The sequence below is a fragment of the Mesorhizobium sp. ORM8.1 genome (genome assembly GCF_053005525.2).
In genome coordinates, this window is record NZ_CM132600.1 from 3,281,250 (window position 1) to 3,300,182 (window position 18,933).

Genomic DNA, 18,933 nt, shown 5'->3' on the forward strand with positions numbered 1-18,933 from the left:
GAATTTTAGAATACCGAGCGTGGACCGCTCAGTTCCCTGCCGTATAGGCCGCGATCGCCGCCATGTTGACGATATCGCTATCCTTGGCGTTCAACGACACGATCTGCACCGGCTTGTTCAAGCCGACCAGCAGCGGACCGATGACGGTCGAGCCGCCGAGCTCCTGCAGCATCTTGGTCGAGATCGAAGCCGAGTGGAACGCCGGCATGATCAGCACATTGGCCGGGCCCGTGAGCCGGATGAACGGATATTGCGCCATGGCGCGTGGGTTCAGCGCCACGTCGGCGGCCATCTCGCCGTCATATTCGAAATCGACACGGCGCTTGTCGAGGATGCGCACCGCTTCCTGGACACGCTCGGAGCGCTCGCCCTGCGGATGGCCGAAGGTGGAGTAGGCGAGCATGGCGAGCCTCGGCTCGTAGCCCATGCGGCGGGCAAAGCCTGCCGCTTCCTCGGCGATATCGGCGATCTGCTCGGCATTCGGCATGTCGTGCACGGCGGTATCGGCGACGAGCACCGTCTTGCCCCGCGCCAGCACGATCGAGACACCGATGACGCGGTGCCCAGGCTTGGCGTCGATGATGCGGCGCACATCGTCGAGCGCGGTCGAATAATTGCGGGTGACGCCGGTGACGATGCCGTCGGCGTCGCCCAGCGCCACCATGCAGGCGGCGAAATGGTTGCGGTCGTTGTTGATCAGGCGCTGGCAATCGCGGAACAGGAAACCCTTCCGCTGCATGCGCTCGTAGAGATAGTCGGTGTAGATGCCGTTGCGGCGCGACAGGCGGGCGTTGATGATCTCGATGCCCTGCTTGTTCAAGTCGATGCCGGCATTCCTGGCATTATCCTTGATGACATCGTCGCGGCCGAGCAGGATCGCCGTGCCGAGCCTCTGGTTCACATAGGACACGGCGGCGCGCATCACCTGCTCCTCCTCGCCTTCGGCAAAGACGATGCGCTTGGGCTGGCGGCGCACGCGGTCGTAAATGCGCTGCAGAGTGGAGGCGATCGGGTCGCGGCGGGCGGAAAGCTCCTGCGCGTAGCGGTCGAGGTCGAGGATCGGCTTGCGGGCGACGCCGGACTCCATCGCGGCCCTGGCCACCGCCAGCGGGATTGCCGAGATCAGACGCGGATCGAAAGGCACGGGAATGATGTAGTTGGGACCGAATTTCGGCCGATTGCCCTGATAGGCGGCGGCGACGTCGTCGGGCACGTCCTGACGGGCAAGCTCGGCCAGCGCGCGGGCGGCGGCGATCTTCATGTCATCGTTGATGGTGGTGGCCCTGACATCCAGCGCGCCGCGGAAAATGTAGGGGAAGCCAAGCACGTTGTTGACCTGGTTCGGGTAGTCCGAGCGGCCGGTGGCCATGATGGCATCGGTGCGGACCTCGGCGACCTCCTCCGGCGTGATCTCCGGATCGGGATTGGCCATGGCGAAGATGATCGGGTTCTTGGCCATCGACTGCACCATGGCCGTGGTCAGCGCGCCCTTGGCGGACAGGCCAAGGAACACGTCGCAGCCCTCCAGCGCTTCGGCCAGGCTGCGCGCCTCGGTCTTGACCGCATGCGCCGATTTCCATTGGTTCATGCCTTCGGTGCGGCCCTGGAAAACCACGCCCTTGGTGTCGCACAAGATGATGTTTTCCGGCGCAAATCCCATCGCCTTCATCAGTTCGATACAGGCGATGCCAGCCGCACCCGCGCCGTTGCAGACCATCTTCGTGGTCTTCATGTCGCGGCCGGTAATCTCCAGCGCGTTGATCAGGCCGGCGGAGGAGATGATGGCAGTGCCGTGCTGGTCGTCATGGAAGACCGGAATGTCCATCAGCTCGCGCAGGCGCTGCTCGATGATGAAGCATTCCGGCGCCTTGATATCCTCGAGGTTGATGCCGCCGAAGGAGGGTCCGAGGAAGCGCACGCAATTGATGAACTCGTCGGCATCCTCGGTGTCGACCTCGAGGTCGATGGAATCGACATCGGCAAAGCGCTTGAACAGCACCGCCTTGCCCTCCATCACCGGCTTCGAGGCGAGCGCGCCGAGATTGCCGAGGCCAAGGATGGCGGTGCCGTTGGAGATGACCGCGACCATATTGCCGCGCGTCGTATAGTCGAAGGCGCGGCTGGGGTCCTCGGCGATGGCGCGCACCGGCACGGCGACACCCGGCGAGTAGGCGAGGCTCAAGTCGCGCTGTGTGGCCATCGGCTTGGTGGCGACGATCTCCAGCTTGCCGGGCCGCCCCATGGCGTGGAATTCCAGCGCCTCCTCGGGGCTGACGGAGGGGCCGCTGTTTTCGGTTTTCCTGGCCATGATGCTTTCTGATTTCCTCGCCTTCACGCGGCACCGCTTGAATGGGTGCTTCCTTATGGTTTCCAGGACTAAGGCTACAGGCGGCGGCTGTAAACCGGCAAGCCCGGCAAAGCTGCTTCAATGCCGACGAGGTTGCCCGGCCGACACGTTGCAACACCAACTGGCAGCATCACCAGCGCTTTCCCCTGCTTTTCGAGCGTCCGGCATTAAACCGCGCTGGCCGATCTGCTAGCGTTCCGGCATGAACATGCACATGCCGACCGATCCCGAGGAGACGACGACGCCAGCGCCCGCCACGGGCGGGGTGACGCCGATGATGGAGCAGTTCATCGAGATCAAGGCGGCGAACCCGGATTCGCTGCTGTTCTACCGCATGGGCGATTTCTACGAGCTGTTCTTCGACGATGCCGAGAAGGCGAGCCAGGCGCTCGGCATCGTGCTGACCAAGCGCGGCAAGCACCAGGGCCACGACATTCCGATGTGCGGCGTGCCGGTGCATGCGGCGGACGACTATCTGCAAAAACTGATCGCGCAGGGGTTTCGCGTTGCCGTCTGCGAGCAGATCGAGGACCCGGCGGAAGCGAAGAAACGCGGCTCGAAATCGGTGGTGCGGCGCGACGTGGTGCGGCTCGTCACACCCGGCACCATCACCGAAGACAAGCTGCTCGCGCCGTCTGAATCGAGTTTTTTGATGGCGCTGGGCCGGGTGAAGGCCGGCAATGTTGCCCAAGGCAGCTTCGCGCTTGCCTGGATCGACATCTCCACCGGTGCGTTCCGGGTCGCCGAGACGACGGCCGACCGCCTGCTCGCCGATATCTTCCGCGTCGATCCGCGCGAGCTGATCGTCGCCGAGCCGGTGTTCCACGATCCGGACTTGCGGCCGGTCTTCGACGTGCTTGGCCGCGTCGCCAGTCCGCAGCCGCCATCGCTGTTCGATTCGGCATCGGCCACGGGACGCATCGCCCGCTTCTTCGAGGTGGCGACGCCGGACAGCTTCGGCACGTTCTCGCGCGCCGAATTGTCGGCGATCTCGGGCGCCATCGCCTATGTCGAGAAGACGCAGAAGGCCGAGCGGCCGCCGCTGTCGCGCCCGGAGCGCGAAGAGGTCGGCTCGACGCTGTTCATCGACCCGGCGACGCGCGCCAATCTGGAACTGTTGCGCACGCTGTCCGGCAGCCGCGAAGGCTCGCTGTTCAAGGCGATCGATCGCACGGTGACCGGCGGCGGCGCCAGGCTGCTGGCTGACCGGCTGATGGCGCCGCTCACCGATCCGACGATGATCGGAGCAAGGCTGGATTCGGTCTCGTTCTTTCGTGCCGAGACCAGGCTTTGCCAAGGCTTGCGGAACAGCCTCAAGAGCGTTGCCGACATGCCAAGGGCGTTGTCGCGGCTGGCGCTCAACCGCGGCGGCCCGCGTGACCTCGGCGCGCTGCGCGCCGGTTTCGAGGCGGCCGGCGCGATCGCCGGCTTGCTGGCCGCGACCGCCCTGCCCGCTGAATTGGCGGCCGCTTTGACGGCAATCAACGCCCTGCCGGAAGCGCTTTCCCGGCACCTCAGCGAGGCGCTAGACGACGAACTGCCGCTGATCAAGCGCGACGGCGGCTTCGTGCGCGGCGGCTATCACGCCGAACTCGACGAGATGCGGGCGCTGCGCGACGAGTCGCGAAAGGTGATCGCCGGGCTGGAGCGTTCTTTGATCGAGGAGACCGGCATCCGCTCGCTGAAGATCCGGCACAACAACGTGCTGGGCTACTATATCGAGGTGACCGCCAACCATCATGCCATCATGACCGGCAGCGATGCCGTAAAAGCCCGCTTCATCCATCGCCAGACCATGGCCAATGCCATGCGCTTCACCACGACGGAACTGGCGGAACTGGAATCCAAGATTGCCAACGCCGCCGACAAGGCGCTCGGCATCGAGCTCGCCACCTTCGACCGGCTCACCGCCGAAGTCGTGAGCGAGGCCGGCAGCATCCGCGCCGGCGCCGAGGCGCTAGCCGTGCTCGACGTGTCCGCGGCGCTGGCGCTGCTTTCCGAAAGCGAGGGCTGGTGCCGGCCCGTCGTCGATGCCAGCCTTGCCTTCGAAATTGCCGGCGGCCGGCACCCGGTGGTCGAACAGGCGCTGCGGCGGTCGGGCGAAGGCCCGTTCGTCGCCAATGATTGCGACCTCTCGCCCGAGGGGAGTGCCAGGAACGGTGTGATCTGGCTGCTGACCGGCCCCAACATGGGCGGTAAATCGACGTTCCTGCGGCAAAACGCGCTGATCGCCATCCTTGCCCAGACCGGCTCCTTCGTGCCGGCAACGTCGGCCCATATCGGCGTCGTCGACCGGCTGTTCTCACGCGTCGGCGCCTCGGACGATTTGGCGCGCGGCCGCTCGACCTTCATGGTCGAGATGGTCGAGACGGCGGCGATCCTCAACCAGGCGGGCGAGCGGGCGCTGGTCATCCTCGATGAGATCGGCCGCGGCACCGCGACCTTCGACGGTCTGTCGATCGCCTGGGCGGCGGTCGAGTATCTGCATGAGAAGAACCGCTGCCGGGCAATCTTTGCCACGCATTTCCACGAGATGACGGCGCTGGCCGGCAAACTGCCTCGCCTCTTCAACGTCACCATGCGGGTCAAGGAATGGGAGGGCGAAGTCGTCTTCCTGCACGAGGTAGGCAAGGGCGCCGCCGACCGCTCCTACGGCGTCCAGGTGGCGAGGCTCGCCGGCCTGCCGGAATCCGTGGTGGCGCGCGCCAAGGAAGTGCTGCACCAGCTGGAAGAAGGCGAAGTCTCGGGCAAGACCAACCGGCTGGTCGACGACCTGCCGCTGTTTTCAGTGGCGGTCAAGCGAGAGGCGCAAAAGCCGGTGAAGAGCGATGCCCTTGGCGACGCGCTCGGCGCGATCAATCCCGACGAGATGACGCCGCGCGAGGCGCTGGACGCGCTCTACCGGCTGAAGGGGCTGGCGACGAAACGATAGACTGAGATCCCGCTCGTTATTGACTCATTGTACCGATCGGTACAATGTTGGTTGATACCTTGTCACAGGAGATCCCCATGAGCCGTCCGCCACTGCCGCCCTTCACGGCCGAGACCGCCGCGCAAAAAGCGCGGCTGGCCGAAGACGCCTGGAACAGCCGCGACCCGGAACGGGTCTCGCTCGCCTATACCGAGGACAGCACCTGGCGGAACCGGGCCGAATTTGTTTTCGGCAGAGGTGAGATCGTCGATTTCCTCGCGCGCAAATGGGCGCGCGAGCTCGACTATCGGCTGATCAAGGAAGTGTGGACCTGGAACGAAAACCGCATCGCGGTGCGCTTCGCCTATGAATGGCGCGACGACAGCGGCCACTGGTTCCGCTCCTACGGCAACGAGAATTGGGAATTCGACGACGCCGGGCTGATGCGCCGGCGCGTCGCCAGCATCAACGATCTACCTATCGCCGAGAGCGAGCGCAGATATCACTGGCCGCTCGGCCGTCGACCGGACGATCATCCGGGCCTGACTGAACTCGGGCTGTAAAGCCCCGGGAATGCGCAGGATAGCGCCCGATCGTGACGGCCTGCTGGCGATGGTCGCCGAGGTGTTTCGCGAGCACGGCTATGAAGGCGCCAGCCTGGCCCTGATCGGCCAGGCAACCGGACTGGGCAAGGGAAGTCTCTACCACTTCTTTCCCGGCGGCAAGGAAGAGATGGCAGGGGCCGTCATTGCCCATATCGACGATTGGTTCGAGGAAAATGTCTTCGCACCGCTGCGCGACGGCGCCGATCCACGCGCCGGGATCGAGCATATGCTGGAGGCGACCGACCGCTATTTCCGATCCGGCCGCCGCGTCTGCCTGATCGGCGCCTTCGCGCTCGATGAATCCCGCGACCTCTTCGCCGGGCCGATCCGCGACTATTTCGGCCGCTGGATCGCACATCTCGCCGATGCGCTGACGCGGGCCGGACATGCAAAAGCCGAGGCGGCCGAACTTGCCGAAGAGGCCGTCGCAGCCATCCAGGGCGCGCTCACGCTTGCCCGCGCCGCTGACGACACGGCAGTGTTTTCGCGCTCCCTGCGCAGGGTGCGCATGCGCCTGGAGATACAGGCAGGGAGATAGCTCCGACCGGCCTACAAGGGTTCGAAGCGGAAGCCTGTTTCGGTTCGGAAAACCCGGCCCACGCCCGGCGAATCGAGATGCGCTCCTGCAACGAAACAAGCGTTGTCGGCGGCAAGGGTCAGCAGTCGCAGCCGGCTTGCGCGGGCCCGCTCCTGGTCGGCGTCGAATTCCCACGCCACCTCCGGGCGATCGAACTGAAGCGACGGCACATGCACGGTGTCACCCCAGATCAACAATGTTTCGCCCTCGCTCGCAACGCGAAAGCAGGTGTGGCCGACTTCATGGCCGTGAGCGGCTATCGTCTCGATATTCGGGCTCAGGCGCTGCCCAGCGTCGAAAGGCTGCGCGCGATCATGGAAACGCTGCAGCCGCGCCTCTGCCCGGAACATGTCGAGCTCCGGTCGGGGCACAAGCAGGCGGGAGAGCTGCGGGAAGCCGTCTCGACCATCGGCGAGGATGAGCCCGTGGATATGGTCGAGATGAGTGTGGGTGAAGGCAACCGTGCGTATCCGATCGACAGCGATCCTCGCTTCGCTCAGCGCCTGCGGCAGAAACCCCATGCTCGGATGCCAAGCATTCGACGAGCCGGTGTCGATCAGCGTGATTTCGTGGCCGTCGTCTATGGCAAAGGCGTTGACGGACAGTCTGAGCGCACCCCGACCAGTTGCACCTGCGCCGGGAGATCGTCGCCGAAAGGCTTGTCTCCCGGCTGGCGCAGTCGCCTGGTCGGCATGTCGACATAACCGTCGCGCAGCGACGTGACGGTCATGTCTCCGATCCTGTAGGTGGTGTGATAAGGCCCGGCTGAAATTGGTTTCAATGCTTCTTCTCTTTTGCCGCAGATTTCCAGTTTGAGCTCCGGCAAGCCTTCAGATCATTTCCAGGCCACGCTTGCGCGTCGGCGGCGGGAAGGCGCGGTCGAGGTCGGCGAAGTCTTGCGCCGTCAGGCCGATATCGAGCGCGGCGGCGTTCTGGCGGACATGCTCCTGCCGGCTGGCCTTCGGGATGGCGATGACACCCGGTTGCGCCATCACCCAGGCGAGCGCCACCTGCGCGGCCGTGGCGTTGTGGCGCAAAGCCACGGCTTCCAGCCTGGTATTATGGGCAAGCGCGCCCTGCTCGACCGGCGAATACGCCATCAGCGGGATGCCGCGCTCTCTGCTCCAAGGCGCCAGGTCGAACTCAGGGCCACGACGCGAGAGGTTGTAGAGCACCTGGTTGGTCTGGACATTGCCGCCGGACGGCAGGCCGACAAGGTCCTCCATCTCATCGGTGTCGAAATTGCTGACGCCCCAGTGACGGATCTTGCCGGCCTTCTTCAAAGCCTCGAAGACTTCGACCGTCTCGGACAGCGGCACGCTGCCCGGCCAATGCAGCAGATAGAGATCGATGCGGTCGGTGCCGAGGCGCTTCAGGCTGTTCTCGCAAGACCGTTTGACGCCGGCCCGCGAGGCGTTGGAGGGCAGCACCTTGGAAACCAGGAAGATTTCGTCACGGCGTCCGGCCATCGCCTCCGCCACGACTTCTTCCGAGCCGCCGCTGGCGTACATTTCCGCCGTGTCGATCAACGTGATGCCGAGGTCGAGCCCGAGCTTCAGCGCCGCGACCTCGTCGTCGCGGCGGCGCCGGTCCTCGCCCATCTTCCAGGTGCCTTGACCCAGCACCGGAACGGTTTCACCGGACGGCAGCTTCAGGGTTCTGATCGATGAGGGGCTGGTTGATGGGGGCATGGGCTTTCTCCGCGTGAGCGCCGATCGCAGCACAGCCCCGGCCGGAAATCCAGACCGAAGTCACTTCGATCCGTCCCGGCAAAGTCGCGGCTACTTCGCCGGATGCTTGGCGAGCCAGTCCTGCATTTGTTTGATCTCGGCCTCCTGCGCCGCGACAACGCCTTCGGCGAGCTTGCGGATCTCCGGATCCTTGCCGTTGGCGATCACCACCTTGGCCATGTCGATGGCGCCCTGATGATGCGGGATCATGCCGCGGACGAAGTCGACATCGGCATTGCCGGTGTATTTGATCATCATGTCCTTGTGCATCTTTTTCATCGCCGCCTCATAGCCGACGGTGGCAGGGCTTTGCGCGCCCATCGCCATCTTGGACATGTCGTGCTTCATCTCCTTCGACGAGGCAGGCACGCTTTCGAGGAACACCGCAAGCAGCATTCCCGCCGCCATCAACAGCAGCACGATTTTCTTGGCCAGGGTCATTCAGGTCTCCTTTGTGGTTGGGTTTCGTATCTGGGGGTTTGCTCAAAGTTTCAACGTCCTCAGCCGCAAGGCATTGGCGATGACCGAGACCGAGGACAGGCTCATCGCCGCCGCGGCCAGCATTGGCGACAAAAGCGTGCCGGTGACCGGATAGAGCACGCCGGCCGCCACGGGCACGCCGAGTACGTTGTAGAGGAAGGCAAAGAACAGGTTCTGGCGGATGTTGCCGATCGTCGCCTGGGCGAGCGTGCGGGCCCGCACGATGCCGTTGAGATCACCCTTGACCAGCGTGATGCCGGCGCTTTCGACGGCGACATCGGCGCCGGTGCCCATCGCGATCCCGACATCGGCGCTGGCCAGCGCCGGCGCATCGTTGACGCCGTCTCCAGCCATCGCAACGCCAGCGCCTTGGCCGCGCAGTTCATCCACCAGGGCGCTCTTGCCGTCCGGCAGCAGGCCGGCGCGCACCTCATCGATGCCGAGCTTGCCCGCAATCGCGCGAGCAGTACGCTCGTTGTCGCCGGTCGCCATGATGATGCGCAGGCCCTTGCCGTGCAGGGCCTTGATCGCCTCGGCCGTGGTCGCCTTGACGGGATCGGCAACGGCAACGATGCCTGCGAACGCGCCATCGACAGCGACGAACATCGCTGTCTTGCCCTCGGCCTGCAACGCCTCGGCATTGGCCGCCGACGTTTCGACCCCGAGGTCGGCCATCATCGCCGCATTGCCCAATGCAATTTTTCTGCCCGAAACCGTGCCGGAAACGCCCTTGCCGGTGACCGCCATGAAGTCGTGGGCGTCCGCCACTTTCACACCGCGCGCGGCGGCGCCCTCGACGATCGCTTCGGCCAGCGGGTGCTCCGAGCCCTTTTCGAGCGCGGCGGCGAGCGACAGCAATTCGTTCTCGTCGATGTCCCCGGACGCGACGACATCGGTCAGCCGCGGCCGGCCCTCGGTCAAGGTGCCGGTCTTGTCGACGATCAGCGTGTCGACGGAGGCAAAGCGCTCGAGTGCGGCCGCTTCCTTGATCAGCACGCCGGCATGCGCGCCGCGACCGGTCGCGGTCATGATCGACATCGGCGTCGCAAGGCCCAGCGCACAGGGACAGGCAATGATCAGCACCGAGACGGCCGAGACGATGGCGAAGGCCAGGCTCGGCTGCGGACCGAAGAGCGCCCAGACGACGAAGGCCACAATGGCGACCAGGACAACCGCCGGGACGAAATAGAAAGACACGCGGTCGGCCAAGCCCTGGATCGGCGCGCGCGAACGCTGCGCCTTGGCGACCAGCTCGACGATGCGCGACAGCGTCGTCTCGGCGCCGACCTTGTCGGCGCGCATGATCAGCGAGCCTTGTCTGTTGAGCGTACCGCCGGTCAAGGCATCGCCTTCGGTCTTTTCGACCGGCAGCGGCTCGCCGGTGATCATCGATTCGTCGATCGCCGAACGGCCTTCCAGCACGATGCCATCGACCGGCACGGCGTCGCCGGGACGGATGCGCAGACGATCACCCGTCTTGACGCTGTCGAGCGGCACGTCCTTCTCGGAGCCGTCGACGCCGATCAGCCGCGCCGTTTTCGGCGCAAGGTCGAGCAGGGCGCGGATGGCCGAGCCGGTCTGCTCACGGGCCCCGAGCTCCAGCACCTGCCCGAGGAAAACCAGTGCCACGATCACGGCAGCCGCTTCGAAATAGACCGGCACAGTGCCGTCATGGCCACGGAACTGGTGCGGAAAGACATTCGGGAACAGCGTCGCGACAAGGCTGAAGAGATAGGCAGAGCCGACGCCGAGCGAAATCAGCGTCCACATGTTTGGGCTGCGGTTGAGGATCGATTCCCAGCCGCGGTGGAAGAACGGAAACGCCGCCCACAGCACCACCGGACTGGCCAACGCCAGTTCTATCCAGGTCTTCTCCCGGCCATCGACAAAGCTTTCCAAGCTGAAACCCAGCATCGGCGCCATGGCAATGACCAACAGCGGCAAGGAGAGTGCGGCGCTGACCCAGAACCGCCGCGTGAAATCGACAAGCTCCGGGTTGGGTCCCTCTTCACCTGTCGGCACGCCCATCGGCTCCAGCGCCATGCCGCAGATCGGGCAGAAGCCGGGCTTGTCGCGCACGATCTCGGGATGCATTGGGCAGGTGTATTGGGTACCCTTCGGCATCGGCTGCTGTTCGGGCTGGCCAGCAAGGTATTTCGTCGGTTCCGCGTCGAACTTGGTCTTGCAGCCCGCCGAGCAGAAGTAGAAGCCCTGGCCTTCATAGCGTGAAAAATGCTTCGCGCTGGCGCGGTCGACACTCATGCCGCAAACCGGATCGATGGCCGTCAGGTAGTTTTCCGGATCGGCAACGAATTTCTCCCGGCAGCGTTCGCTGCAGAAATGAAAAAATCGCCCGCCATGCTCGGCCGTCGGCTTGCCGGCCGCTTGATCGACCATCATGCCGCAGACAGGATCGCGCGTCGTCGCTTCGGCCGCCGGCATAGCCTCTTTGGCCGCACAGCAAGAAGCGCCATGGGTATGATGATGATGGTCGGAACGGGTCATGCTGTATGCCTCGGAATTCTCGAATAAGGCCGAGGTAGTCCTTCCAGTAACTGGAAGGTCAAGGGCTGAATTTTGATTTTCCGGCCAACAAAAAACGGTGTCACATCATGACCGCTTATGGACATCGCCGTTTTTGGGTTGCATCAAGTCCGCCTGATGAAATGCCTCGTCATCAATCTCGACCGATCCAGCGACCGGCTCGCCCATGTGGCGGCCGAATTCGAGCGGATCGGGATTTCGTTCGAGCGAATCGCGGCTCTCGATGCGCGCGGTCGCCCGGAGCTGAGTTCGATGCAGCGGCTGACGAAGCATCGCCTACAGTCGCGGCTGACCAATGGTGAAATCGCATGCCTGCTCAGCCATAAGGCCTGCTGGTCGATCATTGCCGCGGGCGACGACGAGCATGTTGCCGTGTTCGAAGATGACGTCGTCTTCACGTCCGCAGCCGGCGGCCTGCTTGCCGATGCAGGTTGGATTCCCGCCGATGCCGATATCGTCAAGCTGGAAACCTTCTTCCGGCGGGCCGTGATCGGCCCTCGGCGCATCGCCGTCGGCAATGGCTTTTCGCTCAGCAGGCTGCATACGCCCCACCTTGGTTGTGCGGGCTACATCCTGTCGAAGCGGATCGCCGGCAGCCTCGTCGAGGCCACCGAGGAGATCGCGATGCCGGTCGACCACGTACTCTTCGATCCGGTGCGCCAGCGCAGTCCTGTGCGCAAGATCTATCAGCTCAGTCCAGCCTTGTGCGTGCAGAAACAGCATCTCGATGGAGCCGCCCAGCTGCCGAGCCTGATCCCTGACGACCGCGACGGGTCGGCGACGACCGTCAAGCCGCGGCTATCCCAGATGGCAAGGGTGAAGCGCGAGGTAGAGCGGCTCGCACGCCGGCTCAACAGAATCTGCCGGCTGCAATTTTCCTCGATCGTGCCATTTGATCACCAAGGTGAGCGAATGTACCGGCCCCATACACAGCGCGGAGAAAACGCGCTATAGACGCCGCCGAATGGCCAAGATCTCCCTGAAACTCGACGAAATCATCGACAGTGCTGCCTTGCGTCGCGACATGACCGCGCTGACGGCGGCCAGCGCCGGCGACGGCTCCAGCCCGGCCATCCGCGCGGCGGTTCTCCAACTGCTCAAAGTCAGGCTCGCCGAGGGGCGGAAAACAGCCGAGGCCATGCTGATGCAGGATGGCGGCGGCAATGCCTGCGCCGAGCGGCTGTCGCATCTGATGGATGAGCTGATCCGTGCGCTCTACGATTTCGCGGCAACCCACGTCTACCGTGTGAAGAACCGCTCCGCGGCCGAGCGCATGGCCGTGGTCGCGGTGGGCGGCTACGGACGCGGCACACTGGCGCCGGGTTCCGACATCGACCTGCTTTTCCTGTTGCCCTACAAGCAGACGCCCTGGGGCGAGCAGATCGTCGAATACATGCTCTACATGCTGTGGGACATGGGGCTGAAGGTCGGCCACGCCACCCGCAACATCGAGGAGTGCCTGAGGCTTTCGCGCAGCGACATCACCATCCGCACCTCGATCCTCGAGGCCCGATACCTGTGGGGCGAGCAGAAGCTGTTTGACGAATTGCTGACCCGCTTCGATCACGAGGTGGTGCGCACGACCGGGCCGGAATATGTGCAGGCCAAGCTCGCCGAGCGCGACGAGCGCCACGCCAAGGCGGGCGAAAGCCGCTATCTTGTCGAGCCCAACGTGAAAGACGGCAAGGGTGGGCTGCGCGACCTGCAGACGCTGTTTTGGATCGGCAAATATTTCTATCGCGTGCGCACCGGCGAGGAGCTGGTCGAAAAGGGCGTCTTCACCGAGGGTGAATATCGCGAGTTCCAGAAAGCCGAGGATTTCCTGTGGGCGGTGCGCTGCCACATGCATTTCCTGACCGGAAAGGCCGAGGAGCGGCTGCATTTCGACATCCAGCGCGAGATCGCCGAGCGCCTCGGCTACACCACGCATCCCGGCCTGTCGGCGGTCGAGCGCTTCATGAAGCACTATTTCCTCGTCGCCAAGGATGTCGGTGACCTCACCCGTATCTTCTGCGCGGCGCTCGAGGAAGAGCAGGCCAAGCACGTGCCTGGCTTCAACCGCATCTTCCTGACCTTCCAGCGGCGCAAGCGCAAGCTTGCCGGCACGTCGGACTTCATTGTCGACAATCACCGCATCAACGTCGCCGACGACGGCGTGTTCGAGCGCGATCCGGTCAATCTGCTCAGGCTGTTCTGGTTTGCCGACAAGCACGGGCTGGAGTTCCATCCCGATGCGCTGAAGCTGCTCACCCGCTCGCTCGGTCTCGTCAACAAGTCGCTCAGGCGCGACGAGGAGGCCAACCGGCTGTTCCTCGACATCCTGACCTCGGACCGCTACGCCGAGCTCAATCTGCGGCGCATGAACGAAGCCGGTTTGCTCGGCAGGCTGATCCCCGACTTCGGCAGAATAGTCGCCATGATGCAGTTCTCGATGTACCACCACTACACGGTGGATGAACATCTGATCCGCTGCATCGGCGTGCTGGCCGAGATCGAGCGCGGCGACGGCGCGAAAGTGCATCCGTTGTCGCATTCGCTGATGCCGGGGCTGAAGAAAAGCCGCGAGGCGCTCTATGTCGCGGTGCTTCTGCACGACATCGCCAAGGGCCGGCCGGAGGACCATTCGGAGGCCGGCGCCAGGATCGCGCGGCGCATATGCCCGCATATGGGATTGTCCGCCGCCGACACCGAGACGGTTGCCTGGCTGGTCGAGAACCATCTGGTGATGTCGATGACGGCGCAGACGCGCGACCTCAACGACCGCAAGACGATCGAGGATTTTGCCTCCATCGTGCAGTCCGTCGAGCGGCTGAAGCTGCTCCTGATCCTGACCGTCTGCGACATCCGCGGCGTCGGTCCGGGCGTGTGGAACGGCTGGAAGGGGCAGTTGCTGCGCACGCTCTACTACGAAACCGAGCTGCTTTTGACCGGCGGCTTCTCCGAGGTGTCGCGCGCCCTGCGCACGGCGGCGGCGCGCGAGCGGCTGGCCGAGGCGCTCGCCGCCTGGCCGGCAAAGGAGCGCAAGGCCTATGTCGCCCAGCACTATGAAAACTATCTGCTGACCGTCGACCTGCCGGATCAGTTGCGCCACGCCGAATTCATCCGCGAAGCGGACGCGGCCGGCAAGAAGCTGGCCACCATGGTCAAGACGCATGAATTCGAGGCGGTGACCGAGATCACCGTTCTGGCGCAAGACCATCCACGCCTGCTTTCCGTGATTGCCGGCGCCTGTGCGGCGGCCGGCGGTAACATCGTCGACGCGCAGATCTTCACCACCTCGGACGGGCGCGCGCTGGACACCATCCTGATCTCCAGGGAGTTCGACCGCGACGAGGATGAGCGCCGCCGCGCCGAGCGCGTCGGCCGGTTGATCGAGGACGTGCTGTCGGGCAAGAGCTGGCTGCCCGAGATGATCGAAAAGCGCACCAAGCCCAAGCGCGGCGCCAAGGCCTTCCGCATCCCGCCGCTAGCCGAGATCCGCAACACGCTGTCCAACCGCTTCTCGGTGATCGAGGTCGAGGGCCTGGACCGGCCGGGGCTGCTTTCCGAGATCACCGGAACGCTGTCGGACCTGTCGCTCGACATAGCCTCGGCGCACATCACCACCTTCGGCGAAAAGGTCATCGACACCTTCTACGTCACCGACCTCACCGGACAGAAGATCGACAGCCCGTCGCGCACCGCCACCATCCACAAGCGGCTGATCGATACGCTTGAAGGCAAAACCGCCGAACGCAACGGCAAGACCAGGGCGGCGGCCGAGTGACCATCCATTTGACGCAATTTTTCTGGCAGTCGTCCCAAGCATGAGCCTTGTCAAGAAATTCGCCACGGTCGCCTCCGGCACGCTGATGAGCCGCGCGCTCGGCTTTGGCCGCGAGATGCTGATGGCAGCCGCGCTTGGCACCGGCCCGGTCGCCGACGCCTTCAACGCCGCTTTCCAGTTTCCCAACACCTTCCGCCGGCTGTTCGCCGAAGGCGCCTTCAACGCCGCCTTCGTGCCGCTGTTCGCCAAGGAGATCGAAACGCACGGCAATGAAGGCGCCAAGCGCTTTTCGGAGGAAGTGTTCGGCGTGCTGTTTTCGGCGCTGCTGGCGCTGACCATCGCGATGGAACTGGCTATGCCGCTGATCGTGCGTTACCTCGTCGCGCCGGGCTTTGCCGACATTCCGGGCAAGTTCGAGACGACCGTACGGCTGGCGACGATCATGTTCCCGTACCTGATCTGCATGTCGCTCGCCGCCATGATGGCCGGCATGCTGAATTCGCTGCGCCGTTATTTCGCTGCGGCAATCGCGCCGGCCTTCCTCAACATCATCCTGATCGGCGTGCTCGGCTATGCCTGGTATCACGGCCTCGATGCGCATGATGTCGGCTTCGGCCTGTCCTGGGGCGTGCTGGCGGCGGGTATCGTGCAGTTGGCCATCGTCTGGGTCGCGGTGCGCAATGCCGGGATTTCGGTCGGCTTCCGCCGGCCGAAGATGACGCCCAACGTCAAACGGCTGTTGATCCTGGCGCTGCCGGCGGCGATCACCGGCGGCATCACCCAGATCAACCAACTGATCGGCACGGCGATTGCCTCGGCGCAAAACAGCGCCGTGTCGTCGCTCGCCTATGCCGATCGCGTCTACCAGTTGCCGCTCGGCGTCGTCGGCGTGGCGGTGGCGATCGTGCTGTTGCCGGAACTGTCGCGGGCGCTGAAGTCGGGCAATCTGATCGAGGCCGCCAATCTGCAGAATCGCTCCGTCGAGTTCACGCTGTTCATGACCTTGCCGGCAGCGGCAGCACTTTGGGTGATGTCGGAGCCGATCGTGCGGCTGGTCTATGAACGCGGCGCCTTCGCCGCCAACCATTCGACGCCGACGGTGGCGGCAATCCTGGCGATCTTCGGCCTCGGCCTGCCGGCCTTCGTGCTGATCAAGGCCTTCACGCCCGGCTATTTCGCGCGCGAGGACACCCGCACGCCGATGATCTTCGCCGCCATCTCGGTCGCCGTGAACGTAACCACCGCGCTGACCCTGTTCCCCTCGATGGGCGCGCCGGGCATCGCGGTCGCTTCCGCCGTCGCCGGCTGGGTCAACGCGTTGATGTTGCTCGGCATGCTGATCAAACGGGGACATTGGGGCCGCGACGTCCCATTGCTGAAACGCATCCCACGGCTGGTGCTGTCGGCGGTGATCATGGCGGCGGCGCTCTATTTTGCCGAGCACTATTTCGCCGCCAGGATCGGGCCGGGCTCGCCGCTGGTCGTCAAGGCGACGACGGTGCTGGCGCTGGTCGCCGGGGGGCACTGCTGTACTTCATCGCCGCCTTCGCCACCGGCGGCGCCGATTTCGGCATGATTCGCAGGAACGTCAAGCGCGGCTCAAAGGCGGCGCCGCCGGTTACGGAACAGTCTTCAGATCCGTGAGCCGAACGACAGCCGGTGCTGACGACAAGGCGTCAGACTTCACCTGTTAGCTGGTCATAGACTGATCGCGGCAGCACGTTGCACGCTTGCTCGCTCAATTCGATTCCAAACTCGGACCGAAGCCGCGCAGCTGTCTCCAGTGGCGTCTCGCCAATGCGCCGGCGCTTGAGGGCCTCGCGCATCGCGATCATCACCGCCTCGGTGAGGCCGACGCCCTCCACCGCTGCGAGGGTCCGTATCGGCCTATCCGCTTCCTTGTTTTTGATACTGATGGCCATGCCCTCCATCTCCGTGCCATGTTCATCGCCGAGCCTGCCCTGCCTCACCCGCGCTCCAGAGCCAGCCTCGCGCCAAACAGGATGAGCAGACCGCCGGCGATGCGGTCGATGGCGCGACGCAACCGCCGGTAGCCGTTCGAGACGACTTCGGCGGCGAACAGCCAGACCACGCAGGCATACCAGCCGACCGAGATCGCCACCATGAGCGCGACTGAGGCCACACCCAACGCCAGCGACGGCTGCGCCGGCAGCGCGACGGCAAAGATACTGGCCACCGAAAGCGCCGAACGCGGGTTGGCAAGGCTGGTCACAAGCCCGATCCAGAAGGCCCTGCTTGCCGGGAAAGCCTTCGGATCGGCAGGCAATGCGGCATCGGCCGCACTGCGCTTCTCGGCAAGGATGATCAACCTTGCGCCCGAATAGATGAGATAGCCGGCGCCGGCCAGCTTCATCGTTGCATAGGCCCACGGCGCCGCCAGGAACAATGCCTTGATGCCGGCAAGCCCGCAAGCGCCCCAAATGGCGGTGGCGATGCCGATGCCGCAGACGGCGGCAAGGCCGGCGCCGCGCGAGCGCGCGACCGCGATCCGCGCCGTCATCAGGAAGTTCGGCCCCGGCGACAGCGCCGCGACCAGCCATACGGACGCCACGGCGAGCAGATGCGAAAGCATGATGAGGAACCCCAAGCGAGGCCACTATGCTAGGCCAGACCAACCCGGGCTGGCTAGGGCCAATCCAAGGTCGATCGGCTGGCCTCTTGATCCCGCAATCGCCTTCGTCCATAAGCGCGCCCGTCGCAAGACTTTCGCCGCGCGCGGTTTCCAGCCGCATGATTGGCTCCAAAAAGTCTGCAACTTTTTGGAATCATGCTTATACGGCCCTCCACAAGCCACGAGGAACATATGTCCGCCTTCAAGCCACTCGTCTTTTCGGGCGTCCAGCCGACCGGCAATCTGCATCTCGGCAATTATCTCGGCGCCATCAAGAAATTCGTCGCCCTCCAGGAACAGTCCGACTGCATCTATTGCGTCGTCGACCTGCATTCGCTGACGGCACAGCTCGTGCACCAGGATCTCGGCGACCAGACGCGCTCGATCACCGCCGCCTTCCTTGCCTCGGGCATCGACCCCAAGAAGCACATCGTCTTCAACCAGTCGCGGGTGATGCAGCATGCCGAGCTTGCCTGGATCTTCAACTGCGTGGCGCGCATCGGCTGGATGAACAAGATGACGCAGTTCAAGGACAAAGCCGGCAAGGACCGTGAGAACGCCTCGCTCGGCCTGCTCGCCTATCCGAGCCTGATGGCCGCCGACATCCTGCTCTACCGCGCCACCCATGTGCCGGTGGGCGAGGACCAGAAGCAGCATCTGGAGCTGACGCGCGATATCGCCCAGAAGTTCAACAACGACTTCTCCGAGAAGATCGCCGCGCTTGGCGTCGGCGTCGAAATGCAGGTCGGCGAAGAGACGGTGAACGGCTATTTCCCGATCACCGAACCGGTGATCGGCGGCCCGGCGGCGCGGATCATGAGCCTGCGCGACGGCTCCAAGAAGATGTCGAAGTCGGACCCGTCGGATCTCTCGCGCATCAACCTGACGGACGATGCCGACACCATCTCGAAGAAGATCCGCAAGGCCAAGACCGATCCGGAAGCCTTGCCGAGCGAGGTCGGCGGGCTGGAAAGCCGGCCCGAGGCGGAAAACCTGGTTGGCATCTACGCCGGCCTTGCCGAGATGTCGAAGGAAGATGTGCTGAAGGAATATGGCGGCCAGCAGTTTTCCGTGTTCAAGCCGGCGCTTGCCGACCTTGCGGTGGAAAAGCTCGCGCCGATCGCTTCCGAGATGCGCCGCATCGAGGGCGACCGCGCCTATGTGGACGCCGTGCTCAAGGATGGCGGCAACCGCGCCCGCGCGCTCGCCGAAGGCACGATGAAAACCGTGCGCGACATCATCGGGCTGCTGCAGGACTGATTACTCCTGTCGCGTTGAACATCCATCGCCACGCTCGCCGGCCGCTTGCCGCCGGTCCGTGGCGGTGGCAGATTGCGGCCG

At 64.4% G+C, this 18,933-nt stretch carries 13 protein-coding genes and 1 pseudogene; 7 read left to right on the forward strand and 7 right to left on the reverse strand.

Going from position 1 to position 18,933, the window contains the following annotated elements; all coding sequences use genetic code 11:
• Nucleotides 1–28 precede the first annotated feature (28 nt).
• On the reverse strand, nucleotides 29–2,308 hold the full coding sequence (locus ACVDG8_RS16560) for an NADP-dependent malic enzyme (RefSeq protein ID WP_447255615.1): 2,280 nt from the start codon (nucleotides 2,306–2,308) through the stop codon (nucleotides 29–31).
• A 241-nt stretch (nucleotides 2,309–2,549) separates the two neighbouring features.
• Between ACVDG8_RS16560 and mutS the strand changes: the two genes are divergently transcribed.
• The 3 genes from mutS (at nucleotide 2,550) to ACVDG8_RS16575 (ending at nucleotide 6,401) form a co-directional block, all read left to right on the forward strand.
• Nucleotides 2,550–5,279, forward strand: a complete 2,730-nt coding sequence (gene mutS / locus ACVDG8_RS16565; protein WP_447255616.1) for a DNA mismatch repair protein MutS — start codon at nucleotides 2,550–2,552, stop codon at nucleotides 5,277–5,279.
• A gap of 77 nt (nucleotides 5,280–5,356) precedes the next feature.
• Nucleotides 5,357–5,821 (forward strand): nuclear transport factor 2 family protein, encoded by a 465-nt coding sequence (locus ACVDG8_RS16570; RefSeq protein ID WP_447255617.1) that lies wholly within the window; start codon nucleotides 5,357–5,359, stop codon nucleotides 5,819–5,821.
• 10 nt (nucleotides 5,822–5,831) lie between these two features.
• On the forward strand, nucleotides 5,832–6,401 hold the full coding sequence (locus tag ACVDG8_RS16575) for a TetR/AcrR family transcriptional regulator (protein ID WP_447255618.1): 570 nt from the start codon (nucleotides 5,832–5,834) through the stop codon (nucleotides 6,399–6,401).
• Between the two features lie 11 nt (nucleotides 6,402–6,412).
• On the opposite strand, the gene ACVDG8_RS16580 is transcribed toward ACVDG8_RS16575, so the two are convergent.
• The 4 genes from ACVDG8_RS16580 to ACVDG8_RS16595 all read right to left on the reverse strand — a co-directional run bounded on the left by ACVDG8_RS16580 (nucleotide 6,413) and on the right by ACVDG8_RS16595 (nucleotide 11,155).
• On the reverse strand, nucleotides 6,413–7,243 hold the full coding sequence (locus tag ACVDG8_RS16580; RefSeq protein ID WP_455707843.1) for an MBL fold metallo-hydrolase: 831 nt from the start codon (nucleotides 7,241–7,243) through the stop codon (nucleotides 6,413–6,415).
• Nucleotides 7,244–7,270: 27 nt separating this feature from the next.
• On the reverse strand, nucleotides 7,271–8,131 hold the full coding sequence (locus ACVDG8_RS16585) for an aldo/keto reductase (RefSeq protein WP_447255620.1): 861 nt from the start codon (nucleotides 8,129–8,131) through the stop codon (nucleotides 7,271–7,273).
• Nucleotides 8,132–8,221: 90 nt separating this feature from the next.
• Nucleotides 8,222–8,611, reverse strand: a complete 390-nt coding sequence (copM, locus tag ACVDG8_RS16590; protein WP_447255621.1) for a CopM family metallochaperone — start codon at nucleotides 8,609–8,611, stop codon at nucleotides 8,222–8,224.
• Nucleotides 8,612–8,653: 42 nt separating this feature from the next.
• Complete coding sequence (locus ACVDG8_RS16595) at nucleotides 8,654–11,155, reverse strand: heavy metal translocating P-type ATPase (protein ID WP_447255622.1); 2,502 nt, start codon at nucleotides 11,153–11,155, stop codon at nucleotides 8,654–8,656.
• A gap of 117 nt (nucleotides 11,156–11,272) precedes the next feature.
• Here ACVDG8_RS16595 and ACVDG8_RS16600 point away from each other — a divergent pair, with 117 nt between their 5' ends.
• From ACVDG8_RS16600 to murJ, 3 genes and pseudogenes are all read left to right on the forward strand, one after another.
• Nucleotides 11,273–12,148, forward strand: coding sequence for a glycosyltransferase family 25 protein (locus tag ACVDG8_RS16600; protein WP_447255623.1), 876 nt, complete (start codon nucleotides 11,273–11,275; stop codon nucleotides 12,146–12,148).
• Between the two features lie 10 nt (nucleotides 12,149–12,158).
• The gene (locus tag ACVDG8_RS16605; protein WP_447255624.1) at nucleotides 12,159–14,960 is read left to right on the forward strand and encodes a [protein-PII] uridylyltransferase; all 2,802 of its coding nucleotides are present in this window, start codon (nucleotides 12,159–12,161) and stop codon (nucleotides 14,958–14,960) included.
• Between the two features lie 40 nt (nucleotides 14,961–15,000).
• Nucleotides 15,001–16,604 (forward strand): annotated as a pseudogene (murJ, locus tag ACVDG8_RS16610) (murein biosynthesis integral membrane protein MurJ).
• A 32-nt stretch (nucleotides 16,605–16,636) separates the two neighbouring features.
• On the opposite strand, the gene ACVDG8_RS16615 reads toward murJ, so the two are convergent.
• Together ACVDG8_RS16615 and ACVDG8_RS16620 are read right to left on the reverse strand one after the other, a co-directional pair.
• Nucleotides 16,637–16,882: a type II toxin-antitoxin system VapB family antitoxin gene (locus ACVDG8_RS16615; RefSeq protein WP_447255625.1), complete on the reverse strand. Its 246-nt coding sequence runs from the start codon at nucleotides 16,880–16,882 to the stop codon at nucleotides 16,637–16,639.
• A gap of 44 nt (nucleotides 16,883–16,926) precedes the next feature.
• Nucleotides 16,927–17,553, reverse strand: a complete 627-nt coding sequence (locus ACVDG8_RS16620) for a LysE family translocator (protein ID WP_447255626.1) — start codon at nucleotides 17,551–17,553, stop codon at nucleotides 16,927–16,929.
• Between the two features lie 231 nt (nucleotides 17,554–17,784).
• On the opposite strand from ACVDG8_RS16620, the gene trpS reads away from it, so the two are divergent.
• Nucleotides 17,785–18,852, forward strand: a complete 1,068-nt coding sequence (gene trpS, locus ACVDG8_RS16625) for a tryptophan--tRNA ligase (RefSeq protein WP_447255627.1) — start codon at nucleotides 17,785–17,787, stop codon at nucleotides 18,850–18,852.
• The last annotated feature ends 81 nt before the right edge of the window (nucleotides 18,853–18,933 follow it).

Excerpts from the sequence above, each read along its gene's own strand:
- ACVDG8_RS16560 (WP_447255615.1), bottom strand. The coding sequence starts at position 2,308 with ATGGCCAGGAAAACCGAAAACAGCGGCCCCTCCGTCAGCCCCGAGGAG.
- mutS (WP_447255616.1), top strand. The coding sequence starts at position 2,550 with ATGAACATGCACATGCCGACCGATCCCGAGGAGACGACGACGCCAGCG.
- ACVDG8_RS16570 (WP_447255617.1), top strand. The coding sequence starts at position 5,357 with ATGAGCCGTCCGCCACTGCCGCCCTTCACGGCCGAGACCGCCGCGCAA.
- ACVDG8_RS16575 (WP_447255618.1), top strand. The coding sequence starts at position 5,832 with ATGCGCAGGATAGCGCCCGATCGTGACGGCCTGCTGGCGATGGTCGCC.
- ACVDG8_RS16585 (WP_447255620.1), bottom strand. The coding sequence starts at position 8,131 with ATGCCCCCATCAACCAGCCCCTCATCGATCAGAACCCTGAAGCTGCCG.
- copM (WP_447255621.1), bottom strand. The coding sequence starts at position 8,611 with ATGACCCTGGCCAAGAAAATCGTGCTGCTGTTGATGGCGGCGGGAATG.
- ACVDG8_RS16595 (WP_447255622.1), bottom strand. The coding sequence starts at position 11,155 with ATGACCCGTTCCGACCATCATCATCATACCCATGGCGCTTCTTGCTGT.
- ACVDG8_RS16600 (WP_447255623.1), top strand. The coding sequence starts at position 11,273 with ATGGACATCGCCGTTTTTGGGTTGCATCAAGTCCGCCTGATGAAATGC.
- ACVDG8_RS16605 (WP_447255624.1), top strand. The coding sequence starts at position 12,159 with ATGGCCAAGATCTCCCTGAAACTCGACGAAATCATCGACAGTGCTGCC.
- ACVDG8_RS16615 (WP_447255625.1), bottom strand. The coding sequence starts at position 16,882 with ATGGCCATCAGTATCAAAAACAAGGAAGCGGATAGGCCGATACGGACC.
- ACVDG8_RS16620 (WP_447255626.1), bottom strand. The coding sequence starts at position 17,553 with ATGCTTTCGCATCTGCTCGCCGTGGCGTCCGTATGGCTGGTCGCGGCG.
- trpS (WP_447255627.1), top strand. The coding sequence starts at position 17,785 with ATGTCCGCCTTCAAGCCACTCGTCTTTTCGGGCGTCCAGCCGACCGGC.